This window comes from Isoptericola sp. NPDC056578 (assembly GCF_042793275.1).
In the GTDB taxonomy this organism is placed as follows: Bacteria; Actinomycetota; Actinomycetes; order Actinomycetales; family Cellulomonadaceae; genus Isoptericola.
This window is the reverse complement of the sequence record NZ_JBHTVC010000054.1, coordinates 1-20,430: the sequence shown is the minus strand read 5'-3', so window position 1 is coordinate 20,430 and position 20,430 is coordinate 1. Positions and strand designations below refer to the sequence as shown.

General features: G+C 74.5%; 17 protein-coding genes. 10 read left to right on the top strand and 7 right to left on the bottom strand.

The genetic code is table 11. From position 1 onward, the window contains the following. Positions 1-78: 78 nt before the first annotated feature. Genes ACFQ80_RS17750 through ACFQ80_RS17740 form a run of 3 tightly spaced genes read left to right on the top strand, consistent with a single transcriptional unit; the run spans position 79 to position 6,015 of the window. Entirely contained in the window at positions 79-2,583 is a 2,505-nt protein-coding gene (locus tag ACFQ80_RS17750; RefSeq protein WP_430550429.1) for a phosphoketolase, read from the top strand. A gap of 31 nt (positions 2,584-2,614) precedes the next feature. Continuing rightward, entirely contained in the window at positions 2,615-4,744 is a 2,130-nt protein-coding gene (gene pta / locus ACFQ80_RS17745) for a phosphate acetyltransferase (RefSeq protein ID WP_430550430.1), read from the top strand. Then, positions 4,741-6,015 carry an acetate/propionate family kinase gene (locus ACFQ80_RS17740; protein WP_430564571.1) on the top strand — a complete coding sequence of 425 codons (1,275 nt, stop codon included), beginning with the start codon at positions 4,741-4,743 and terminating at the stop codon, positions 6,013-6,015. Before pta ends, ACFQ80_RS17740 begins: the two co-directional genes overlap by 4 nt. Positions 6,016-6,037: 22 nt before the next feature. Here ACFQ80_RS17740 and ACFQ80_RS17735 read toward each other — a convergent pair whose 3' ends face one another. Beyond that, positions 6,038-7,420 (bottom strand): GntP family permease, encoded by a 1,383-nt coding sequence (locus tag ACFQ80_RS17735; protein WP_430550432.1) that lies wholly within the window; start codon positions 7,418-7,420, stop codon positions 6,038-6,040. Between the two features lie 120 nt (positions 7,421-7,540). Further along, positions 7,541-8,095 carry a gluconokinase gene (locus tag ACFQ80_RS17730; RefSeq protein ID WP_430564570.1) on the bottom strand — a complete coding sequence of 185 codons (555 nt, stop codon included), beginning with the start codon at positions 8,093-8,095 and terminating at the stop codon, positions 7,541-7,543. Positions 8,096-8,263: 168 nt separating this feature from the next. Between ACFQ80_RS17730 and ACFQ80_RS17725 the strand changes: the two genes are divergently transcribed. From ACFQ80_RS17725 to ACFQ80_RS17705, 5 genes are read left to right on the top strand one after another with little or no spacing between them, the layout of a single operon-like run. Next, positions 8,264-9,022 (top strand): FadR/GntR family transcriptional regulator, encoded by a 759-nt coding sequence (locus tag ACFQ80_RS17725; protein ID WP_430564569.1) that lies wholly within the window; start codon positions 8,264-8,266, stop codon positions 9,020-9,022. Between the two features lie 11 nt (positions 9,023-9,033). Further along, complete coding sequence (locus tag ACFQ80_RS17720) at positions 9,034-10,371, top strand: carboxylesterase family protein (RefSeq protein WP_430564568.1); 1,338 nt, start codon at positions 9,034-9,036, stop codon at positions 10,369-10,371. Next, on the top strand, positions 10,368-11,318 hold the full coding sequence (locus ACFQ80_RS17715) for a DUF4031 domain-containing protein (RefSeq protein WP_430564567.1): 951 nt from the start codon (positions 10,368-10,370) through the stop codon (positions 11,316-11,318). Before ACFQ80_RS17720 ends, ACFQ80_RS17715 begins: the two co-directional genes overlap by 4 nt. A gap of 14 nt (positions 11,319-11,332) precedes the next feature. Then, positions 11,333-11,992: a vancomycin high temperature exclusion protein gene (locus ACFQ80_RS17710; RefSeq protein WP_430564566.1), complete on the top strand. Its 660-nt coding sequence runs from the start codon at positions 11,333-11,335 to the stop codon at positions 11,990-11,992. 43 nt (positions 11,993-12,035) lie between these two features. Then, complete coding sequence (locus ACFQ80_RS17705) at positions 12,036-12,782, top strand: enoyl-CoA hydratase (RefSeq protein WP_430564565.1); 747 nt, start codon at positions 12,036-12,038, stop codon at positions 12,780-12,782. Between the two features lie 6 nt (positions 12,783-12,788). Here ACFQ80_RS17705 and ACFQ80_RS17700 read toward each other — a convergent pair whose 3' ends face one another. From ACFQ80_RS17700 to ACFQ80_RS17690, 3 genes are all read right to left on the bottom strand, one after another. Continuing rightward, complete coding sequence (locus tag ACFQ80_RS17700) at positions 12,789-14,411, bottom strand: succinic semialdehyde dehydrogenase (RefSeq protein ID WP_430564564.1); 1,623 nt, start codon at positions 14,409-14,411, stop codon at positions 12,789-12,791. A gap of 70 nt (positions 14,412-14,481) precedes the next feature. After that, a complete protein-coding gene (locus tag ACFQ80_RS17695; RefSeq protein WP_430550440.1) occupies positions 14,482-14,937 on the bottom strand; it encodes a GNAT family acetyltransferase in 456 nt (151 codons plus the stop codon). Positions 14,938-14,944: 7 nt separating this feature from the next. Then, complete coding sequence (locus tag ACFQ80_RS17690; protein WP_430550441.1) at positions 14,945-16,069, bottom strand: GuaB3 family IMP dehydrogenase-related protein; 1,125 nt, start codon at positions 16,067-16,069, stop codon at positions 14,945-14,947. Positions 16,070-16,122: 53 nt separating this feature from the next. On the opposite strand from ACFQ80_RS17690, the gene ACFQ80_RS17685 reads away from it, so the two are divergent. Continuing rightward, positions 16,123-16,905 (top strand): exonuclease domain-containing protein, encoded by a 783-nt coding sequence (locus ACFQ80_RS17685; RefSeq protein ID WP_430564563.1) that lies wholly within the window; start codon positions 16,123-16,125, stop codon positions 16,903-16,905. On the opposite strand, the gene ACFQ80_RS17680 is transcribed toward ACFQ80_RS17685, so the two are convergent. Then, positions 16,878-17,744 (bottom strand): AAC(3) family N-acetyltransferase, encoded by an 867-nt coding sequence (locus tag ACFQ80_RS17680; protein ID WP_430564562.1) that lies wholly within the window; start codon positions 17,742-17,744, stop codon positions 16,878-16,880. The genes ACFQ80_RS17685 and ACFQ80_RS17680 overlap by 28 nt on opposite strands. 55 nt (positions 17,745-17,799) lie before the next feature. Beyond that, positions 17,800-18,438 (bottom strand): Rid family hydrolase, encoded by a 639-nt coding sequence (locus ACFQ80_RS17675; protein ID WP_430550444.1) that lies wholly within the window; start codon positions 18,436-18,438, stop codon positions 17,800-17,802. 242 nt (positions 18,439-18,680) lie between these two features. Here ACFQ80_RS17675 and ACFQ80_RS17670 point away from each other — a divergent pair, with 242 nt between their 5' ends. After that, complete coding sequence (locus ACFQ80_RS17670; RefSeq protein WP_430564561.1) at positions 18,681-20,318, top strand: flavin monoamine oxidase family protein; 1,638 nt, start codon at positions 18,681-18,683, stop codon at positions 20,316-20,318. The last annotated feature ends 112 nt before the right edge of the window (positions 20,319-20,430 follow it).

The following is a 20,430-nucleotide window of genomic DNA, read 5'->3' as shown; positions in this document are numbered from 1 at the left end:
CGCCGGTCGTGCTGCATTCGGGCACCGGGTGCGGTGGAATGAAGGCGCCGGTCTTCCCCCGAGCCCCAGGAGCGTGTGATGAGCACCACGACCACCCCGACCGTCAGCCCCACGCCATGGCGCGCGGGCGCCGGTACCGAGCTCACGGCCGAGACGATCGAACGGATCGACCGGTGGTGGCGGGCGGCGAACTACCTGTCGGTCGGTCAGATCTACCTGCTCGACAACCCGCTGCTGCGCGAGCCCCTCACCCGCGACCACGTCAAGCCGCGCCTGCTGGGCCACTGGGGCACGACGCCGGGCCTGAACTTCCTGTACGCCCACCTCAACCGGGCGATCAAGGAGCGCGAGCAGTCCACGGTCTACGTCGCCGGCCCCGGCCACGGTGGCCCCGGCCTCGTCGCGAGCACGTACCTCGACGGCACGTACTCCGAGCTCTACTCGGACATCACCGAGGACACCGACGGCGTGCGCCGCCTGTTCCGCCAGTTCTCGTTCCCTGGCGGCATCCCGAGCCACGTCGCCCCGGAGACGCCCGGTTCCATCCACGAGGGCGGCGAGCTGGGCTACGCCCTCTCGCACGCCTACGGCGCGGTCTTCGACAACCCGGACCTGCTGGTGGCGGCGGTCGTGGGCGACGGCGAGGCCGAGACCGGCCCGCTCGCCACGAGCTGGCACTCGAACAAGCTGCTCAACCCCGCGCAGGACGGCGTCGTGCTGCCGATCCTGCACCTCAACGGGTACAAGATCGCGAACCCCACGATCCTCGACCGCATCGGCCGCGACGAGCTCGAGTCGCTCATGGTCGGGTACGGGCACAAGCCGCACTGGTTCGAGGTGGCCGACGGCACCGACGAGTCGCACGAGTCGATCCACCGCCGCTTCGCCGCGGTGCTGGACGAGGTGCTCGACGAGATCGCCGCGATCAAGGCGCAGGCCGCCGTCGAGGGTGTGGACATGGCGCGCCCGGCGTGGCCGATGATCGTGTTCCGCACGCCGAAGGGCTGGACGGGCCCGGAGTACATCGACGGCAAGAAGACGGTGGGCTCGTGGCGGGCGCACCAGGTGCCGCTCGCGAGCGCCCGGGACACGCCCGAGCACCTCCAGGTGCTGGAGACGTGGCTCAAGTCGTACCGGGCCGAGGAGCTCTTCGACGACGACGGCCGCATCCTCGACGACATCCGCGAGCTGGCCCCGCCCGGCGAGCTGCGCATGAGCGCCAACCCGCACGCGAACGGCGGCGTGCTGCTGCGCGATCTGCGGCTGCCGGACTTCCGCGACTTCGGCGTCGACGTCTCCGCGCCGGGCGCCGGCGCGGTGGAGGCGCCGCGCGTGCTGGGCCAGTTCCTCACCGAGGTGATCCGCCGCAACCCGGACAACTTCCGGATCTTCGGCCCGGACGAGACGGCGTCCAACCGCCTGCAGGCCACGTTCGACGTCACCGGCAAGCAGTGGAACGCCGAGTACTTCTCGCCGGAGGTCGACGAGCACCTGGTCCGCGCCGGCCGGGTGATGGAGCAGCTGAGCGAGCACCAGTGCCAGGGCTGGCTGGAGGGCTACCTGCTCACCGGGCGGCACGGCCTGTTCACCAGCTACGAGGCCTTCATCCACATCGTCGACTCGATGTTCAACCAGCACGCCAAGTGGCTCAAGGTCACCAACCACATCCCGTGGCGGCGGCCGATCGCGAGCCTCAACTACCTGCTCTCCAGCCACGTGTGGCGCCAGGACCACAACGGCTTCAGCCACCAGGACCCGGGCTTCATCGACCACGTCGTGAACAAGAAGGCCGAGATCGTCCGGGTGTACCTGCCGCCGGACGCGAACACCCTGCTGAGCACCTACGACCACTGCCTGCGCTCGCGCCAGTACGTGAACGTCGTCGTCGCGGGCAAGCAGCCGGCGCCGCAGTTCCTCACGATGGAGCAGGCGGTGGCGCACTGCACCCGCGGCCTGGGCATCTGGGAGTGGGCGGGCACCGAGGTCGAGGGCGAGGACCCGGACGTCGTGCTCGGCGCGGCGGGCGACGTGCCCACCCTCGAGGTGCTCGCGGCGGCCGACATCCTGCGCCACCGCGTCCCCGACCTCAAGGTCCGCGTGGTCAACGTCGTCGACCTCATGCGGCTGCAGGACGAGAAGGAGCACCCGCACGGCCTGTCCGACAAGGACTTCGACACGCTGTTCACCGCCGACAAGCCGGTGATCTTCAACTACCACGGCTACCCGTGGCTCATCCACCGCCTCACGTACCGGCGCACCAACCACGCCAACATCCACGTGCGCGGGTACAAGGAGGAGGGCACCACGACGACGCCCTTCGACATGGCGATGCTCAACGACATCGACCGGTACCACCTCGTGGTCGACGTCATCGACCGGGTGCCGGCCCTGCGCTCGCGGTACGCGGGCCTGCGGCAGGAGATGGTCGACGCCCGCCTCGCGGCCCGGCAGTACACCCGCGAGCACGGCGAGGACATCCCCGAGGTGCGCGACTGGGTGTGGCCGGACGTCGGCGAGACGGGCACCGAGAACGGCGGACCCCAGTACGACGCCGCGGCGGCGACGGGCGGCGACAACGAATGACAGGGGACGCACGAATGACAGGTGACGCCGCGTGACCGGCTCGACCCGCTCGATCTACATCGCCTCCCCCGAGGGCGAGACCGGCAAGTCGACGGTCGCGCTGGGCGTGCTGGACCTCCTGGTCCGGCAGGTCTCCCGCGTCGGGGTGTTCCGGGCCGTCTCCCGCGTGCCGTCGCCGCCGGCGTCGGACGCGGGGGGCGACGCCCCGCGCGACCACGTGCTGGAGATGCTGCTCGCGCACGACGGCGTGGACCTGTCCTACGAGGACGCGGTCGGCGTCACCTACGACGACGTGCACGCGGACCCGGAGGCCGCGCTCGCCCGCATCCTCGACCGCTACCACGCGGTCGCGGAGCGGTGCGACGCCGTCGTCGTGGTCGGCACGGACTACACGGACGTCGCGGGCGCCACGGAGCTGGCGTTCAACGCGCGCGTGGCGGCCAACCTGGGCGCCCCGGTGCTGCTCGTGGCCTCGGGCCGCGAGCGCTCGCCGGAGGACGTGCGCGCCCTGGTGCGCCTCAGCCTGTCCGAGCTGCGCGCGAACCACGCGCAGCCGGTGGGCGTCGTCGTGAACCGGTGCACCCCGGCGGTGCTCGCGGCGGCGACCACGGCGGTGGTCGGCGACGCGGACCTGCCGGTGTGGACCATCCCCGAGGAGCCGTTCCTGCACGCGCCGACGGTCGGCCGCCTGACCGAGGCGGTGCAGGGCAGGCTCATGCTCGGCGACGCCGACCTGCTGGGCCGAGAGGCGCTGGAGGTGATCGTCGGGGCGATGTCGTTCGAGCACGTGCTCGACCACCTCTCCGACGGCGCGGTCGTCATCCTCCCCGGCGACCGCTCCGACGTGCTGCTCGGGCTGCTGTCGGCGCACTCCGCCGCCACGTTCCCCTCCCTGGCGGGCATCGTGCTCACCGGCGGGTACGTGCCGCGCGGCGCGATCGCGCAGCTGCTGTCGGCGCTCGGGCCGCGCGTGCCGGTGGTCGCGACCGCGCTCGACACGTTCCAGGCGGCCCGCCGCGCCGCGGAGACGCACGGCTACGTCACGGTCGCCTCGACGCGCAAGATCGACGTCGCGCGCGCCCTGTTCGAGCAGCACGTGGACGGCGCGGAGCTGCTGGCCCGCCTCGACCTGCCGCGCACGCGCGTCGTCACGCCGCTGATGTTCGAGTACGAGCTCATCGAGCGGGCGCGCGGCGACCGGCGCCGCGTCGTGCTGCCCGAAGGGGACGACGACCGCATCCTGCGCGCCGCGTCGACCGTGCTGGCCCGCGGGATCGCGGACCTCGTGATCCTGGGCGACGAGACGTCGATCCGCGCCCGGGCGGCCGAGCTGGGCCTCGACATCGCCGCCGCCACCGTCCTGTCCCCCACCGACCCCGAGCACGTCGAGAGGTTCAGCGCCGAGTACGCGAGGCTCCGGGCGCACAAGGGCATGACGGTGGAGCGGGCCAAGGAGATCGTCACCGACGTGTCGTACTTCGGCACGATGATGGTGCACCTCGGCCTCGCGGACGGCATGGTGTCGGGCGCCGCGCACACGACGGCGCACACCATCCGGCCGTCGTTCGAGATCGTCAAGACGCAGCCAGGCGTCTCCGTGGTGTCGTCGGTGTTCCTCATGTGCCTGCAGGACCGCGTGCTGGTGTACGGCGACTGCGCCGTGATCCCCGACCCGACCGCGGAGCAGCTCGCGGACATCGCCATCTCGTCGTCCGCGACGGCGGCGCAGTTCGGCGTCGACCCGAAGGTCGCGATGCTGTCCTACTCGACGGGCACGTCCGGCTCGGGCGCGGACGTCGACAAGGTGCGCACCGCGACCGGGCTGGTCCGCGAGCGCCGCCCCGACCTGTCGGTGGAGGGCCCCATCCAGTACGACGCCGCCGTGGACGCGTCGGTCGCGAAGTCGAAGCTGCCGGAGTCGGCGGTGGCCGGGCAGGCGACGGTGTTCGTCTTCCCGGACCTCAACACCGGCAACAACACCTACAAGGCCGTGCAGCGCTCGGCCGGGGCCGTCGCCGTCGGCCCCGTGCTGCAGGGCCTGAACAAGCCGGTCAACGACCTGTCGCGCGGCGCGCTGGTCGCGGACATCGTCAACACCGTCGCCATCACGGCGATCCAGGCCCAGTCGTTCGGGGCACAGGCACAGGAGGCCACCGCATGAGCATCGTCCCCGAGGCCGAGCGGCCCACCCCGTACAGCGCGTACGGGGCGCACGGCTCCGTGCTGGTGCTCAACTCGGGCTCGTCGTCGCTCAAGTACCAGCTGGTCAACCCCGTGGGCGGGGAGGCGATCGCCGCCGGCACGATCGAGCGGATCGGCGAGCCGTCCGGCATCGTCACGCACACGTTCGCGGGCAACAAGACCCGCCGCGAGCTCGAGGTGCCCGACCACGGGGAGGCGCTGCGGATCGCGCTCGGCCTGTTCGACGAGATCGGCCCGCGCCTGGCGGACGCCGGCATCTACGCCGTCGGGCACCGGGTGGTGCACGGCGGTGCGGAGTTCTCGGGCCCGGTCGTGGTGGACGACGACGTCGTGGCGCGCATCGACGCCCTGGTGCCGCTCGCGCCGCTGCACAACCCGGCCAACGTGCAGGGCATCCGGGTGGCGCGCGAGCTGCTGTCCGACGTGCCGCACGTCGCCGTCTTCGACACGGCGTTCTTCTCCGCCCTGCCCGCCGAGGCGTACACGTACGCGATCGACCGCCAGGTGGCGCAGGAGTACGACGTGCGCCGGTACGGCTTCCACGGCACCAGCCACCAGTACGTGGCGGGCAAGGTGGCGCGGGTGCTGGGCCGCCGCGTGCAGGACCTGCACACGATCGTGCTGCACCTGGGCAACGGGGCGTCCGCGTCGGCGGTGGCGGGTGGCGTCCCCATCGACACCTCCATGGGGCTGACGCCGCTGGAGGGCCTGGTCATGGGCACGCGGTCGGGCGACATCGACCCGGCCGTCGTCTTCCACCTGGCGCGGAACGCCGAGATGGGCATCGACGAGCTCGACACGCTGCTCAACAAGCGCTCGGGGATGCTGGGCCTGTCGGGCGTGAACGACTTCCGCGAGCTCCGGCGTCTCATCGACGACGGCGACGAGGCGGCCTCGCTCGCGTTCGACGTCTACGTCCACCGCCTGAAGAAGTACGTGGGCGCCTACGCCGCCCTGCTGGGGCGGGTGGACGTCATCGCGTTCACCGCGGGGGTGGGCGAGAACGACACCGCCGTCCGCGCCGCCGTCTGCGAGGGGCTCGAGGGCATGGGCATCGCCGTCGACCCGGCCCGCAACACCGCGCGGGCCGGCGGGGAGCGCATCATCTCCCCCGACTGGACGTCCACGCTGGTGATGGTGATCCCGACGATGGAGGAGCTCGCCATCGCCCGGCAGTGCGTGGAGGCGGTCGAGCACCTGCGTCCCTCGTCGTCGGTCACGGCGGGCTGACGCCCGCCGCGGCGCGCGCGCCTCAGGCCAGCGCGAACGCCACGCAGGCGATCCCGAAGCCCATGACGCCGATCGCCGTCTCCATGACGGTCCACGTGCGCAGCGTGGTCTTCACGTCCATGTCGAAGAACCGGCCCACGAGCCAGAACCCCGAGTCGTTGACGTGGCTGAGCACCACGGAGCCGGCCGCCACGGCGACGACGATCGCGGCGGTCGCGAGCTGGCTGAACCCGCCGGCGGCGACGGCCGGCGCGATGAGCCCGGCCGCCGTCGTGAGCGCCACCGTGGCGGAGCCCTGCGCGACCCGCAGCACGGCCGAGATGACGAACCCGGCGACGATGACGGGGAGCCCCAGGTCGGCGAGGACGTCGGCGAGCGCGTCACCGATGCCGGACGACCGCAGCACGCCGCCGAACATGCCGCCGGCGCCGGTGATGAGGATGACGGAGCAGACGGGCCCCAGCGCGGAGTCGAGCGTCTGCTCCAGCACGGTGCCCTCGACGCCCCGGCGACGACCGAGCGCCCAGGCCGCCACGAGGACGGAGACCAGCAGCGCGACCGGCGTGGAGCCCACGACGCCCGCCCAGGTCACGACCGGGCTCTCGGCGGCGACCCAGCCCGCGGAGACCGCGGTCTCCAGCCCGGTGTTGGCGAAGATCAGCACGAGCGGGAGCAGGAGGATGCCGACGACCGTGCCGAAGCGCGGTGGGTTCGCGATCTGCACCGCGTCCGCACGGCCGAGGATCGCGGGCACGGGGAGCTCGAAGCGCCGGCCGGCGAACCGGCCGAAGAGGTAGGCCGTGACGTACCAGGTGGGGATCGCGATGATCAGCCCGAGGAGCAGGACCATGCCGACGTTCGCGCCGAGGAACTCGGACGCGGCGACCGGGCCCGGGTGCGGCGGCACGAAGACGTGCATCACCGAGAACGCGCCGGCGACGGGCAGGCCGTAGAGGAGCAGCGAGCCGCCGAGGCGGTGCGCCACCGCGAACACGATCGGCAGCATCACCACGAGGCCGGCGTCGAAGAAGATCGGGAAGCCGAAGATCAGCGAGGCCACGCCGAGGGCGAGCGGGGCACGCTTCTCTCCGAACCGCGCGATGAGCACGTCGGTCATCACCTTGGCGCCGCCGCTGGTCTCGATCAGCCGCCCCAGCATCGCGCCGAGCCCGACGAGCAGGGCGACCGACGCCAGCGTGGAGCCGAAGCCGTCCAGCAGCACGTCCAGGATGCCGCCGCTGGGCAGGCCCGCCGCCACCGCGGTGAGCACGCTGACCAGCACGAGCGCGAGGAACGCGTGCAGGCGCACCTTGATGATGAGCAGGAGCAGGAGCGCGACGGCTCCCGCGGCGATGGCGAGCAGCGGCCCGGCCGTGAGGGTCTGGGTCCAGTCGTCTGTGGGCATGGCGAGGTCCTCGTCGACGGTCGTACGGGTGGTGGGGAGGTGCGTGCCGGTCCGGCCGGCGGGAGCGCGCGGCTCCGGTGGTCGGGCCGGCGGCTCAGGCCAGTGGGTCGGGCCGGTGGGTCAGGCCTGGTCGGCGAGCCAGCCGAGCACGGAGTCGACGATCTGCTCCGGCGCCGCGGCGACGTCGATCCGGATGCCGTCCTCGTCGCCGGTGAGCGGCTCGAGCGTGGCGAGCTGGGACGGCAGGAGCGCCGGGGGCATGAAGTGCCCGCTGCGGTGCGCCATGCGGTCGGCGAGGAGCTCGGGGCTGCCGTCGAGGTGGACGAACCGCACCCGGCCGTGCGCGCCGCGCAGCACGTCGCGGTAGGTGCGCTTGAGCGCCGAGCAGGTGACGACGGCGGACCTGCCGGCGTCGGTCTCGCCGGTCAGCCAGTCGCGGATGGCGGCGAGCCAGGGGGCGCGGTCGGCGTCGGTGAGGGGCGTGCCCGCCGACATCTTGTCGATGTTGGCCTGGGGGTGGAACTCGTCGGCCTCGGCGACGTCGAGGCCGAGGCGCGCGGCGAGGAGCCCGGCGATCGTGGTCTTGCCCGAGCCGGCGACGCCCATCACGACGAGGTGCCCGGCGACCGGCGGCCGCGGCGCGCTCGCGGCCCGCGCGTCACCGGTGGCGTCCATGACGACAGTGTCCATCTCGACTTCCCTGTTCGGTCGGCGACCCGCCGGGGCGGGCCCCGCGGCGACTGCTGCGTCACCGCGTCGTCCGAGGATGCCTCATTGGTACTACCTTTGACAAGACTGGTCACACCAATCGCTCGGCCGACCAGACGTCGATAGGCTCCGCCCATGTCGTCACCGTCCCTGCACGCCGGGGTGCTCGACGCGCTCGGCCGCGCGATCACCAGCGGCGACGTCCCCGCGGGCAGCCCCCTCACGCTCGACGGGATCGGCGCCGAGCACGGGGTCTCGCGGACCGTGGCGCGCGAGGTGATGCGGATGCTCGAGGGCCTCGGGATGGTGCGCTCGCGGCGCCGGGTCGGCCTCGTGGTGCTCGGCATGGAGGACTGGAACGTGCTCGACCCGCGCGTCATCCGCTGGCGGCTGCAGGGCCCCGGCCGGGACGCGCAGCTGCGGAGCCTCACCGAGCTGCGGCACGCGGTCGAGCCGCTCGCCGCCGCCGGCGCCGCCCGCCACGCCACCCCGCAGGTGCGGGGCGAGCTCGTGGACCTCGCCCGCCGGATGCGCACCCTCGGCGAGGCTGGCGACCTCACCGAGTTCCTCGCCCTCGACGTCCGCATGCACGAGCTGCTGCTGCGCTCCAGCGGCAACGAGATGTTCGGCCCCCTGGCCGACGTCGTCGCCGAGGTCCTCGCCGGGCGGACGCACCTCGGCCTCATGCCGCCCTCCCCCGCGCCCGAGGCGCTCGACCAGCACGAGGCCGTCGCCCGGGCGGTGGCCGAGCACGACCCCGACGCCGCCGAGGCCGCGATGGCACGGATCGTCGGCGAGGTGCGGCGTGCCATCGACGACCTGCCCGACCACCTGCCCGACCACCTGCCCCACGACCTGCCCCACGACGACGACGGCGCCACCCGCCAGGGATAGTCTCGACCGCGATGCTGCGCTTCACGCCTCCCTGCGGACCGGTCGACGGCTGGGCGGACGACGACGTCGTCCGGGCCACCGGCATCCCGTACGCCCGCGCGGACCGGTTCGAGCGGCCCGTGCCGGTCCCCGATCGCGTCGCACCGTACGAGGCGACGCAGTGGTCGCCCGCCTGCCCGCAGGCGCCGGTCCCGTTCCTCGAGGAGGTGCTGGGGGCGCCGGGGGCCGGCGTCCCGGGCGACGAGCACTGCCAGCGCCTGTCCGTGACGATGCCCGCCGACCTGCCCGCCGACGTGCGCCCCGACGACCGGCTGCCCGTCATGGTGTGGATCCACGGCGGCTCGTACACCTCCGGCGCGGGCGACCTGCCGATCATGGACCCGCGGCCGCTGGTCGCCGAGCAGCGGGTCGTCGTCGTGTCCGTCACCTACCGGCTCGGCCTGCTCGGCTACCTCGGCGACGGCGGCCCCGAGCGGCCCGCGAACCTGGGGCTGCTCGACCAGCTCGAGGCGCTGCGCTGGGTGCACCGCAACATCGCCGCGTTCGGCGGCGACCCGGGGCGGGTCACGGTGTTCGGGCAGTCCGCCGGCGGCGACGCGGTGGCGCACCTCCTGGCCGTGCCCGCCGCGGCCGCCCTGGTCTCCCGCGCGATCGTGCAGAGCGCGCCGCTCGGCATCTCCCGCGGCCGGGCACGGATGAACGCCGCCATGGCGCGCGCGGCCGCGGGCATCTCGCCCCGGACGCCCGTGGCGGACGTCGTGGCGGCGGAGGCGCGGGTCGCCCGGGCGGCGACGGGGGCCGGCCTGCGCGCCGCGATGCCGTTCGGCACCCAGTACGGTCACGACCCGCTGCCGCCCGAGGACGAGGTCGACGCCGCCTGGGACGCCGCCGCGCCGCAGGTCGCGCTGCTCGTCGGGAGCACGGCCGAGGAGGCGCGGCTGTTCGTCCGCCGGATCCCCGCGGTCCGCCGGCTCGCCGCGCTGCCCGTCGTCGGGCCGGGGATGCGACGCGCGATGGTCGCCGCCGTCACCGCGGCGGTCTACGGGCGGCCCGCGCGCCGGTTCGCGGCCCGGCACGCGGCGGCCGGCGGCACCGCCTACCGGTACGTCGTGACGTGGGGCGCGCCGGGCAACCCGTGGGGCGCCGCGCACACGGTCGACCTGCCGCTGCTGTTCGGCGACGAGAAGGCGTGGGCGACGGCGGCGCTCACGGACGGGGCGTCGTGGGACGACCTCCAGCGCTCCGCGCGGCGGGTGCGTGCCGTGTGGGGCGCGTTCGCGCGGGGCGAGGACCTCGGCGACCGGCTCGACGTCCCCGGCGCCCTGACCGTCCGGCGGGTGCGGCGATGACGCTCCTGCTCGACCCGCCCGCCTGGCCGGCGCACGGCACCCTCTGGTCGCACCTGGTCTCGGACACGTCGCTGCACGAGCTCCGCTCGTTCGCGCGCGCCCAGGGCGTGGGCGACCGGGCCTTCGACCTCGACCACTACGACGTCCCCGCCGAGCGCCACGACGCCCTGGTGGCCGCCGGGGCCGTGCCCGTGACCGGCGGCGAGCTGTCCCGCCGCCTCGCCGGCTCCGTCCTGCGGGTGCCCGGCCGCGAGCGGCGGCGCGCGTCCCACGACGCGCTGCTCGCCCGGTGGGCGACGCTGTGGGAGCCGGGCGACGGCGCGCGGGCCGCGCCCGCCGCGGCGCACGACGTCGGGACCGACCTCGTGGGCCGCTGGCGCGAGCCGCACCGGGTGTACCACTCGCGCCTGCACCTGGCCGACTCCCTCGACGCCCTGGACCTCCTCGTCGCCGACGGCGCGCCCGGCTCGCGCTGGCACGCGGCGGCCGCGCTGTGGTTCCACGACGCGGTGCACGACGGCGAGGCGGGCCGGGACGAGGAACGGTCGGCGGCGCTGGTCGGCGCGGCGCTCGGCCCGCTGACGGGCGCCGTCCGGCCGGCGGGCACGGGTCGCGCGCTCGGGGAGAGCGACGTCGCCGAGGTCGCCCGGCTCGTGCTGGTGACCACGGCCCACGACCCCGTGACGGCGGACGCCACGGGCGCCCTGGTCAGCGACGCGGACCTCGCCGTCCTCGGCGCCGAGCCCGGCCGGTACGCGCGCTACGCGGCCCAGGTCCGCGCCGAGTACGGCCACGTGCCCGACGACGCGTTCCGCGCCGGGCGGGCCGCCGTCCTGGACCAGCTCGCCGGGCTGCCGAGGCTGTACCGCTCGCCCGCAGCCGTGTCCCGGTGGGCCGACGCCGCGGAACGCAACCTGCGCGCCGAGCGCGCCGCCCTCCGCCCCTGACGTAGGTTGCGGGCGTGACCTCGACCCCGCCCGCCACGGACCCGATCCCGGCCTCGCTCCCCGTCCGTGCCCGGCGCCGTCGTGCGCTGCGGGTCTCCGCCGCGACCGCCGGGGCGCTCGCCCTGGCCGTCGTCGTGCCGGTCGCATGGGTGCAGCTGACCGGCCAGGCGCGGGTCCGGCCGTCCGTCGAAGCCGTCGAGCCGGTGGACGCGATCCTCGTGCTCGGGGCGGGCATCCGGCCCGACGGCACCCCCTCGCCGTACCTGCAGCGCCGCCTGGACGCGGCGGCGGAGCTGTACCACGCCGGCGTCGCCGACCGGGTGGTGCTCAGCGGCGACGGGCAGCCTCGCCGGGACGGCACCCCCTACGACGAGCCCGCCTCCATGCGCGAGTGGATCCTCGGGCGGGGCGTGCCGGACGAGGCGCTGACGCTGGACCGCGAGGGCCTCGACACGACGGCGTCCTGCCGCCGTACCGCCGAGCTGGGTGCGCGCACCGCCGTCGTCGTCACGCAGGACTACCACCTGCGCCGCGCCCTGTTCAGCTGCAACCGCGCGGGTCTGGACGCGCAGGGCGTGGGCGTCTCGGCGGCGAGCGCGAGGCCCCGGCAGTGGGTGTGGTGGCACGTGCGAGAGATCCCGGCGTCGTGGCGCGCGGCGGTCCGCGAGCTCTGACGAGGACTCGGACGGGAGCCACGGCGGCCGCTATCGTCGCGGCATGACCGACGACGTCCTCACCAGCGCCGCCGAGGGCGTCGCCACCGTGACCCTGAACCGGCCCGCGAAGAAGAACGCGCTCACCACCGCGATGTACGCCGCGCTGGCCGACGCCCTCGACGCGGCGGAGGCCGACGCGGACGTCCGGGCCGTGGTGCTGCAGGGCGACGAGACCGTGTTCTGCGCGGGCAACGACATCGGCGACTTCCTGGACCGCCCGCAGGCCGGCACGGACGACCCGGCGTTCCGCTTCCTCAGCACGATCGCGCGGTTCCCCAAGCCGCTCGTCGCCGGGGTCTGCGGCCCGGCCGTCGGGGTCGGCGCGACGATGCTGCTGCACTGCGATCTCGTGTACGCCGGCGAGGGAGCGACGCTCCTCTTCCCGTTCGTGGACCTCGGCCTGGTCCCCGAGGCGGGGTCCAGCCTGCTGCTGCCGCAGGTCGTCGGGCACCAGCGCGCCGCGGCGGCCCTGCTGCTCGGGGAGCCGTTCACCGCCGCCGCGGCTCTCGACGCCGGCCTGGTCAACCGGGTGCTGCCGGACGCCGAGGTGCTCGGTCTCGCCCGCGCGCAGGCCGCCCGGCTGGCCGCGAAGCCCGTCGCGGCGCTCGTCGAGACCAAGCGCCTCCTCAGGTCCGGCACGCAGGCCGCCGTGCTCGAGCGGATCGACACCGAGGGCGCGGTGTTCACCCGCCTGCTCGGCGAGCCCGCGGCGCAGGCCGCGCTGGGCTCCTTCCTCGCCCGGCCCTGAGCGCGGCTACGGCAGGCGCAGCCGCCGCATCGCGCCGAGCGCGACGGACAGCACGCGGCTCGGCGTCTCCCCGCCGAGCGCGTACAGCGTGTCGAGGGACAGCCCGAGCCGGGCGCCGCGCTGGACGGCGACGGTCTGCACCTCGGTGACGGCCTCGATGCCCTCGCGCCCGTGCCGGCGGCCCTGCCCGGAGGACTTGAAGCCGCCCATCGGCGCGGCCGCGGAGCCCCAGGCCGAGGCGTACCCGTCGTTGATCACGACGGTGCCGGACTGCACGCGCGCCGCCAGGCGCCGGGCCCGGGCGACGTCGGTGGACCAGATGCTCGCGTTCAGCCCGAACTCGGTGTCGTTCATGACGCGCACCGCCTCGTCGTCCGACGACACGCGGGTCACCGCGACGACCGGGCCGAACGTCTCCTCGCGGGCGCACAGGGCGTCCGCGGGGACGTCGTCCAGCACGGTCGGTGCGTAGAAGTACGGGCCGACGTCGGAGCGGTGCACCCCGCCGACGACCGCGCGGGCGCCCTTCGCGAGCGCGTCGTCCACGTGCCGGGTGACGCGCTCGAGCTGCGCGGCGGAGACCAGCGAGCCCACGTCGGCGGTGTAGTCGAGCCCGGTGCCCAGGACGAGGTCGCGCACCGCGACGGCGAACCGCTCGAGGAACGCGTCCGCGATCCGCTCGTGCAGCACCAGGCGCTCGATCGACATGCACAGCTGGCCGGCGTTCGAGAAGCAGGCCCGCACCACGCCGGGCACGGCCGAGTCCAGGTCCGCGTCGGCCGCGACGTACAGCGGGTTCTTGCCGCCCAGCTCGAGCGTCGTGCCGATGAGCCGCTCCCCGGCCCGCGCCGCGACCTTGCGACCCGTCGCCGTCGAACCGGTGAAGGCGATGTGGTCCACGTGCTCCACGAGCGCCGCGCCGACGTCCCCGCCGCCGGCGACGACGAGGAACAGGTCGTCGGGCAGCCCCGCCTCCTGCAGCAGCTCGGCGGTCCACAGGGCCGACAGGGTGGTCTGCGGGTCCGGCTTGAGCACCACCGCGTTCCCCGCCAGCAGGGCCGGGATCGCCTCGGACAGGACCAGGGACAGCGGGTAGTTCCACGGCGCGATCGCGCCGACCACGCCGACGGGACGGCGGTGCACGCGCACGCCCGTGAGCACCGGCAGCATGCCCGGCACGCGCCGCTCGCCGAGGTACCCCGGGCCGCGCACGGCGTAGTGCCGGCACGCGATCGCGACGTCCGCGACCTCCTCGAACGCGCTGCGCCGCGCCTTGCCCGACTCCATCTGGATCAGGTCGAGGATCTCCGACTGCCGCTCCAGCACCAGGGCGCCCAGGCGGTCCAGCACGGCCGTGCGCTCGCGCAGCGTCGCACGCGCCCACCCGGGCTGCGCGGCTCGGGCGCGGGCCGCGGCCGACGCGACGTCGTCGGGCGACGACAGGGGGAACGTCGCCAACGGGGCACCCGTGAAGGGGAGGATCGAGCGGTGCGTCCCGACGGTGTGGGACGTGACGATGCGCCGCGTCAGCGGCTCCACGACGTCGGGCTCCAGGACATAGGTGGCGGCGGGCAGCTCGGGGTCAAGAAGTTCCCCGAGAGCGCCTTCGCCCTCGTGCGCGGTGGACATGGCCGACACCCTACGCGGGTCGCCCGACACCGCGGCAACCGTCGTCCCCGTTCGTCCGGGTCGTTCGCTCTCAGCGCGACCCGTCGAACCACTTCCCGAGCACGACCGTCTCCTGGTCGCCGTACCCGAGGCGGTCGTAGAAGCCCACCACCTGTGCGTTCGTGGCGCGGACCATGAGCTGCACCTTGCGCGCCCCGGCCGCGCGGAGCCAGTCCTCGGCGGCGGCCACCGTGGCGCGGCCGAGACCGCTCCCCTGCTCCTGCGGGTCGACCGCGACGTAGTACAGCCAGCCGCGGTGCCCGTCGTACCCGGCGAGCGCGGAGGACACGACCCGGTCGCCCGCCACACCGACCAGGACGGTCGACGTCGGGGTGCGGCGCGCGTCGGCGACGTCGCGCCGCGGGTCGTTCCACGGCCGGGTCAGGCCGCAGGCCTCCCACAGCGCGACGACCTGCTCGACGTCGCCGTCCCCGACCTCCCGGAACGCGACGGCGAGCGCGTCCCGGGTCGTGGCGTCGGCCGTCATCAGGGGATCACCGCGGCTGGTACGGGGAGACGACGACCTCGACCCGCTGGAACTCCTTGAGGTCGGAGTAGCCGGTCGTGGCCATGGCCCGGCGCAGGGCGCCGACGAGGTTCAGGGTGCCGTCGGCGGAGCCGCTCGGCCCGAACAGGACCTGCTCGAGCGTGCCGGCCGTGCCGACCTCGACGCGCTCGCCGCGCGGCAGCGCCGGGTGGTGGGCCTCGGGCCCCCAGTGCCAGCCCTGGCCCGGCGCCTCCTCGGCGCGGGCGAGCGCGGCGCCCAGCATGACGGCGTCGGCGCCGCAGGCCACGGCCTTGACGATGTCGCCGGAGCGGCCCACGCCGCCGTCGGCGATGACGTGCACGTACCGGCCGCCGGACTCGTCGAGGTAGTCGCGGCGGGCCGCGGCGACGTCGGAGACGGCCGTGGCCATCGGCGCGTGGATGCCGAGGCCCACGCGCGTGGTGTGGGCGGCGCCGCCGCCGAAGCCGACCAGGACGCCGGCCGCGCCCGTGCGCATGAGGTGCAGCGCCGCGGTGTAGGTGGACGCGCCGCCGACGACGACGGGCACGTCGAGCTCGTAGATGAACCGCTTGAGGTTGAGCGGCTCGGCGTTGCCGGACACGTGCTCGGCCGAGACCGTGGTGCCGCGGATGACGAACAGGTCCACGCCGGCGTCGACCACCGTCTGGTAGTGCTCCTGCGTGCGCTGCGGGGACAGCGCGCCGGCCACGGTCACGCCCGCGGCGCGGACCTCCTTGAGGCGCTGCGTGATGAGCTCGGCCTTGATCGGCTCGGCGTAGATCTCCTGCATGCGCTGCGTCGCGCGGTCGGCGGGCAGGTCGCGGATCTCGGCGAGCAGCGTCTCGGGCGACTCATACCGCGTCCACAGGCCCTCGAGGTCGAGGACGCCCAGGCCGCCGTGGTTCCCCAGCGCCACCGCGGTGGCAGGGCTCATCACGGAGTCCATCGGCGCCGACATGATCGGCAGGTCGAAGTGGTAGGCGTCGATCTGCCACTCCACGGACACGTCCTTCGGGTCGCGCGTGCGCCGCGAGGGCACGATCGCGATGTCGTCGAAGGAGTATGCGCGGCGGCCGCGCTTTCCGCGCCCGATCTCGATCTCGTTGCTCACCCGGACAGCCTACCGGCGCGTGCTGTCGGTGGCCGGTGGCACAGTCCGGGGGCATGACGACGTACGCGGAGCCCGACGCACCGCAGGCCGCTCCCGACCCGGGCTGGTCGCGCGGGCCCCTGCTCGGCTTCGACACGGAGACCACCGGGCTCGACGTCGAGGCCGACCGCATCGTGACCGCCGCGCTCGTGCTGCGCGGCCCGGACGGCAGCCGGTCCGTGCGCACCTGGCTGCTCGACCCCGGCGTCGAGATCCCTGCCGAGGCCACGGCCATCCACGGCATCTCCACCGCCGAGGCCCGCGCGCACGGCCAGGACGCCGTCGGGGCGCTCGAGGAGATCGCCGCGATCCTCGTCCACCACGTGCGCGGCGGCGTTCCCCTCGTCGCCTACAACGCGTCGTTCGACCTGTCCCTGCTGGACAGGGAGCTGGCCCGCCACGGGCTGCCGACGGTGCCCGAGCGGCTCGGCCGGCCCGTCGCGCCGGTGCTCGACCCGCTCGTCCTCGACCGGTGGCTGGACCGCGCCCGGGAGGGCAAGCGGCGCCTCGGCGACCTGTGCGCCCTGTACGGGATCGAGGGCGACGGCGAGCTCCACCAGGCGGACGTCGACGTCCTCGCGACGCTCGACGTCCTCGACGCCCAGCTCGTGGCCCACCCGCGGCTCCGGAGCGCCGCGCTCGACGCGCTGCACGCCGCCCAGGCCGGCGCCCACCGCGCGTGGGCGGAGCGAGTGAACGCGGAGCGCGCCGCGACGCCCGGTGGTCGACCGCCCACGTCGCCCGCCTGGCCGGCGTCCACCGGCTCGGCTCACCTGGGCGCCGTCGCCGGCTCCTGACCGCGCCAGGCGGCGGCGCAGCGACAGCCCGGGTCGTCGCACAGGAGCGCCCGCGGGTCGGCCAGGAGGGCGGCACGGGCCGCGGCGAGCACGTCGGCCACGCCCGTCCGGCGCAGGCGGGCGCGCCCGACGCGGACCTCGCGCGTGCGTGACCGCAGCGTGGGCTCGAGCTCGTCGAAGCGGTGACTCTCCCCCGGCAGGTTCGGCAGCTCGGCCCAGGCGCCGGGCCCGACCTTCGCGTAGCGGTGGAACCGCCCGCGGCCCAGGCGCTGCTCGGCGAGGTGGATCGCCGTGCTCGCCGTGTGCCCGACCCCCAGGAGGAGCACGTCCCCGCCGGCGTCCGCCACGGCGTCGACCGGCGCCAGCGGGTGGTCGAGGGTCTGCGCCCCGACGACGTCGGCGGACCGCTGCCCCGTCGCGACGAAGCCCTTGAGCGGGTGCTCCGTGCGCCGGTGCGGGTGGCCGAGGCGGACGGCCTCCGGGACGGCGCCCATCTCCCGGTCGACCGGCAGGTCGGGGACGAACGCGTCGGCACGGGCGACGGCCTCGTCGTGCTCGGCCCACGTCGCGGCGTTCCCGTAGGCGTTCCACGGCCGCTCGAGGCCGGGCGGGGCCGGGACGCCGGTCCGGTCCCACGTGTCCGCCGGGACGACGACCGTGCCGCACACGTCGACCAGCGCCCGTGCGACGGCCGCCGCGCCGCCGTCGACGTGCCCGAACGCGCGCAGCGAGCTGTGCACCAGCACCGTGGACGACCGGCCCAGCCCCAGCTCGCGCAGCCCCGCGGCGACCTGGTCGGTCGTGACGGCGGGCTCTCCCGCCCGAGCACCGTGGTCCATGGTGCCCAGCCGACCACGACGCCGTCCTGACGTCACGCCCTTTCGCGCGGCGGACCTACCGGTCGTACACCGCGTCGACCTCCACCTCGACCAGCCAGCCGTCCACGGGCAGGTTCTCGATCTCCAGCGCGAACCGGGAGGGCCGCGCCTCGTTGACGACCATGGGCTCACCGGCCGCCGACCCGAGCTGGACGTCGAGCGTCTCCCCGGTGGCGAGGTTCGTGTTGGCGAAGAACTGCCGGTACGCGCGGTTCCAGCCGGCGAAGTCCATGGCCTCCTCGCCGTCGGGGTTCTGCAGGAAGACGCGCATGGAGACGACGTCGTCGTAGGACAGGCCCGCGCGCTCGAGGTTCTCCCCGATCCGCATCAGCGCGTTGATCCCCTGGGCCTCGGTGAGCGTCACCCCGTCGGGCAGCTCGCCGCCGGGGAAGACGTCGGTCGGCACGTAGCGCTCCTCGGCGGTCGCGCCGGGCGCGCGGTTCAGGGCGGACGGCCCCAGACCCGACGACTTGTACCAGGCCACGTTCTTCCCGAGGGCCACACCGTCGGCGATGGACGGGGTGTCCCCGGTGACGAAGGAGTGCGCCTCGGTCGGCCTCGGCTCGAAGAGGCGGCCGCCCGCGACGGCGGTGGCAGGGACGGCGACGGCGGTCGTGACGGCGACGGCGAGGACGACCTTGGTGGTGTTCTTCATGCGGGGAACGTAGGGGCGCACCGTTTCGGCCGGATGACGGGGGCGGGTCGCGCACGAGTCGCTGACCTGGGGCGACGCCGTCGAAACGCGCCCGTTACCCGGGGCGACGACACGGTAACCCCGCCGACCCCGGGGCGTGACGCGGACCTCCTACCGTCGGGCCCGGTGCTGACGGCGGCGCCCGGCATCCAGGGCCGCCCGCGTCCGTCCGTCAGACCTTTCGACACGAGAGGTAGTGCCACATGGTCTCTGACACGGTCACCGACGGGGTCACCGACGGCCGCCCGTCCGGCGTCTCCCGCCGCGGCTTCCTCCAGGCCGTCGGCGTCGGCTCCAGCGCCGGCGTCATGTTCGCCACGATGGGGGCGATGGGGCTCGCCCCGACGGCCGCCGCCCAGCCCACGGCCGCGGCCTGGACACCGCCCCGGGGCAGCGACTTCACGCTCACCGGCCGCGCGGCGAAGAAGGTCGTGGTCGTCGGCGCGGGTCCGGCGGGCCTCGCGTCCGCGTACGAGCTGCAGAAGGCCGGCTACCGCGTCACGGTGCTCGAGGCACGGCACCGGCCGGGCGGCCGCACCCTGACGATCCGCGGCGGCGACTCCGAGACGGACGTGGACGGCGTCACCCAGACGGCGCGCTTCGACGACGGCGTCTACATGAACGCCGGCGCCGGCCGCATCGCGCAGTGGATGGTCACGATGGACTACCTGCGCGAGCTGGGCGTGCCCTACGAGGTCTTCACCAACGCGAACGCCGACGCGTACCTCTACAACGAGAAGACCGGGGCGACCCCGGGCCGCCCCGTGCGCTACCGCACCGCCAAGGCCGACGTCTTCGGCTACACCTCCGAGCTGCTGAGCCACGCCACCGACCAGGGCGCCCTGGACCAGCGGCTCACCGCCGAGGACAAGGAGAACCTGCGGTCCTTCCTGCGCAGCTGGGGCTCGCTCAAGGCCGACGGCACGTACGCGGGCGGGGACAACCGCGGGTTCGCGACCTACCCCTCCGCCTGGAACGAGCACGGCACGCCGCTGCCCGGCCCCGGCACGGTCTCGGAGGTGCTCGCCTCGAAGGTGGGGCAGTACTTCCCGTTCGAGATCAACTGGGAGCAGTCGATGCTCATGTTCCAGCCCAAGGGCGGCATGGACACGACCTACCAGTACTTCGTGCGGGCCATCGGCAAGCAGAACGTGCACTTCGGCTCCCCCGTCACCGCCGTGGAGAACACGAGCCACGGCGTGCGGGTCACCTACACGCCCGGCCACGGCCGCCCCCGGCAGATCGAGGCCGACTTCGCGATCGTGGCGGCGCCGGCGGGCGTGATGCGCCGCTGGGACACGAACTGGGGCGCGGGCGTGGACGCCGCGCTCGGCGAGTTCTCGACCGGCTCCCCCGCGGGCAAGATCGGCCTGCAGTACCGGTCGCGCTGGTGGGAGGACGACCACCGCATCTACGGCGGCATCACCGAGACCGACATGGACCTGGCGCACGTCTGGTACCCCTCGTACGGGTACGGGGAGCGCAAGGGCCTCGTGGTCGGCTACTACAACACCGGCACGAACGCCCGGACCTACGCCGACCTCACGCCCCGGGAGCGCGAGCGGCGCGCCGTCGCGCAGGGCGTGAAGATCCACGGGGAGAAGTACCGCACGGAGCTGGAGTCGTCGTTCTCCATCGCCTGGCACAAGGTCCCCTACATCGAGGGCGCGTGGGCCTACCCGAACACGGAGTCCTCCGGGTTCAAGCAGCTCCAGCAGGGTGCCGGTCGCGTCTACTTCGCGGGCGACTGGATGTCCGAGGTCTCCGCCTGGCAGCACGGTGCGTTCTGGTCCGCCCGGTACGCGGTCCAGGCCCTGCACGCGCGCGTCATGGCGAGCTGACGGCGGGACGACGGAGGCCCGGCACCCCTGGGGTGCCGGGGCGGCCTCGTGTACCGCGGGCGGGGGGGGGGAGGAACCCGGGGTGGGGGGCGGCGAGGGCGTGATCTGGACC

Coding starts and splice junctions, on each gene's coding strand:
- ACFQ80_RS17750 (WP_430550429.1), top strand. CDS start 79: ATGAGCACCACGACCACCCCGACCGTCAGCCCCACGCCATGGCGCGCG.
- ACFQ80_RS17740 (WP_430564571.1), top strand. CDS start 4,741: ATGAGCATCGTCCCCGAGGCCGAGCGGCCCACCCCGTACAGCGCGTAC.
- ACFQ80_RS17735 (WP_430550432.1), bottom strand. CDS start 7,420: ATGCCCACAGACGACTGGACCCAGACCCTCACGGCCGGGCCGCTGCTC.
- ACFQ80_RS17730 (WP_430564570.1), bottom strand. CDS start 8,095: ATGGACGCCACCGGTGACGCGCGGGCCGCGAGCGCGCCGCGGCCGCCG.
- ACFQ80_RS17725 (WP_430564569.1), top strand. CDS start 8,264: ATGTCGTCACCGTCCCTGCACGCCGGGGTGCTCGACGCGCTCGGCCGC.
- ACFQ80_RS17720 (WP_430564568.1), top strand. CDS start 9,034: ATGCTGCGCTTCACGCCTCCCTGCGGACCGGTCGACGGCTGGGCGGAC.
- ACFQ80_RS17715 (WP_430564567.1), top strand. CDS start 10,368: ATGACGCTCCTGCTCGACCCGCCCGCCTGGCCGGCGCACGGCACCCTC.
- ACFQ80_RS17705 (WP_430564565.1), top strand. CDS start 12,036: ATGACCGACGACGTCCTCACCAGCGCCGCCGAGGGCGTCGCCACCGTG.
- ACFQ80_RS17700 (WP_430564564.1), bottom strand. CDS start 14,411: ATGTCCACCGCGCACGAGGGCGAAGGCGCTCTCGGGGAACTTCTTGAC.
- ACFQ80_RS17695 (WP_430550440.1), bottom strand. CDS start 14,937: ATGACGGCCGACGCCACGACCCGGGACGCGCTCGCCGTCGCGTTCCGG.
- ACFQ80_RS17685 (WP_430564563.1), top strand. CDS start 16,123: ATGACGACGTACGCGGAGCCCGACGCACCGCAGGCCGCTCCCGACCCG.
- ACFQ80_RS17680 (WP_430564562.1), bottom strand. CDS start 17,744: ATGGACCACGGTGCTCGGGCGGGAGAGCCCGCCGTCACGACCGACCAG.
- ACFQ80_RS17675 (WP_430550444.1), bottom strand. CDS start 18,438: ATGAAGAACACCACCAAGGTCGTCCTCGCCGTCGCCGTCACGACCGCC.
- ACFQ80_RS17670 (WP_430564561.1), top strand. CDS start 18,681: ATGGTCTCTGACACGGTCACCGACGGGGTCACCGACGGCCGCCCGTCC.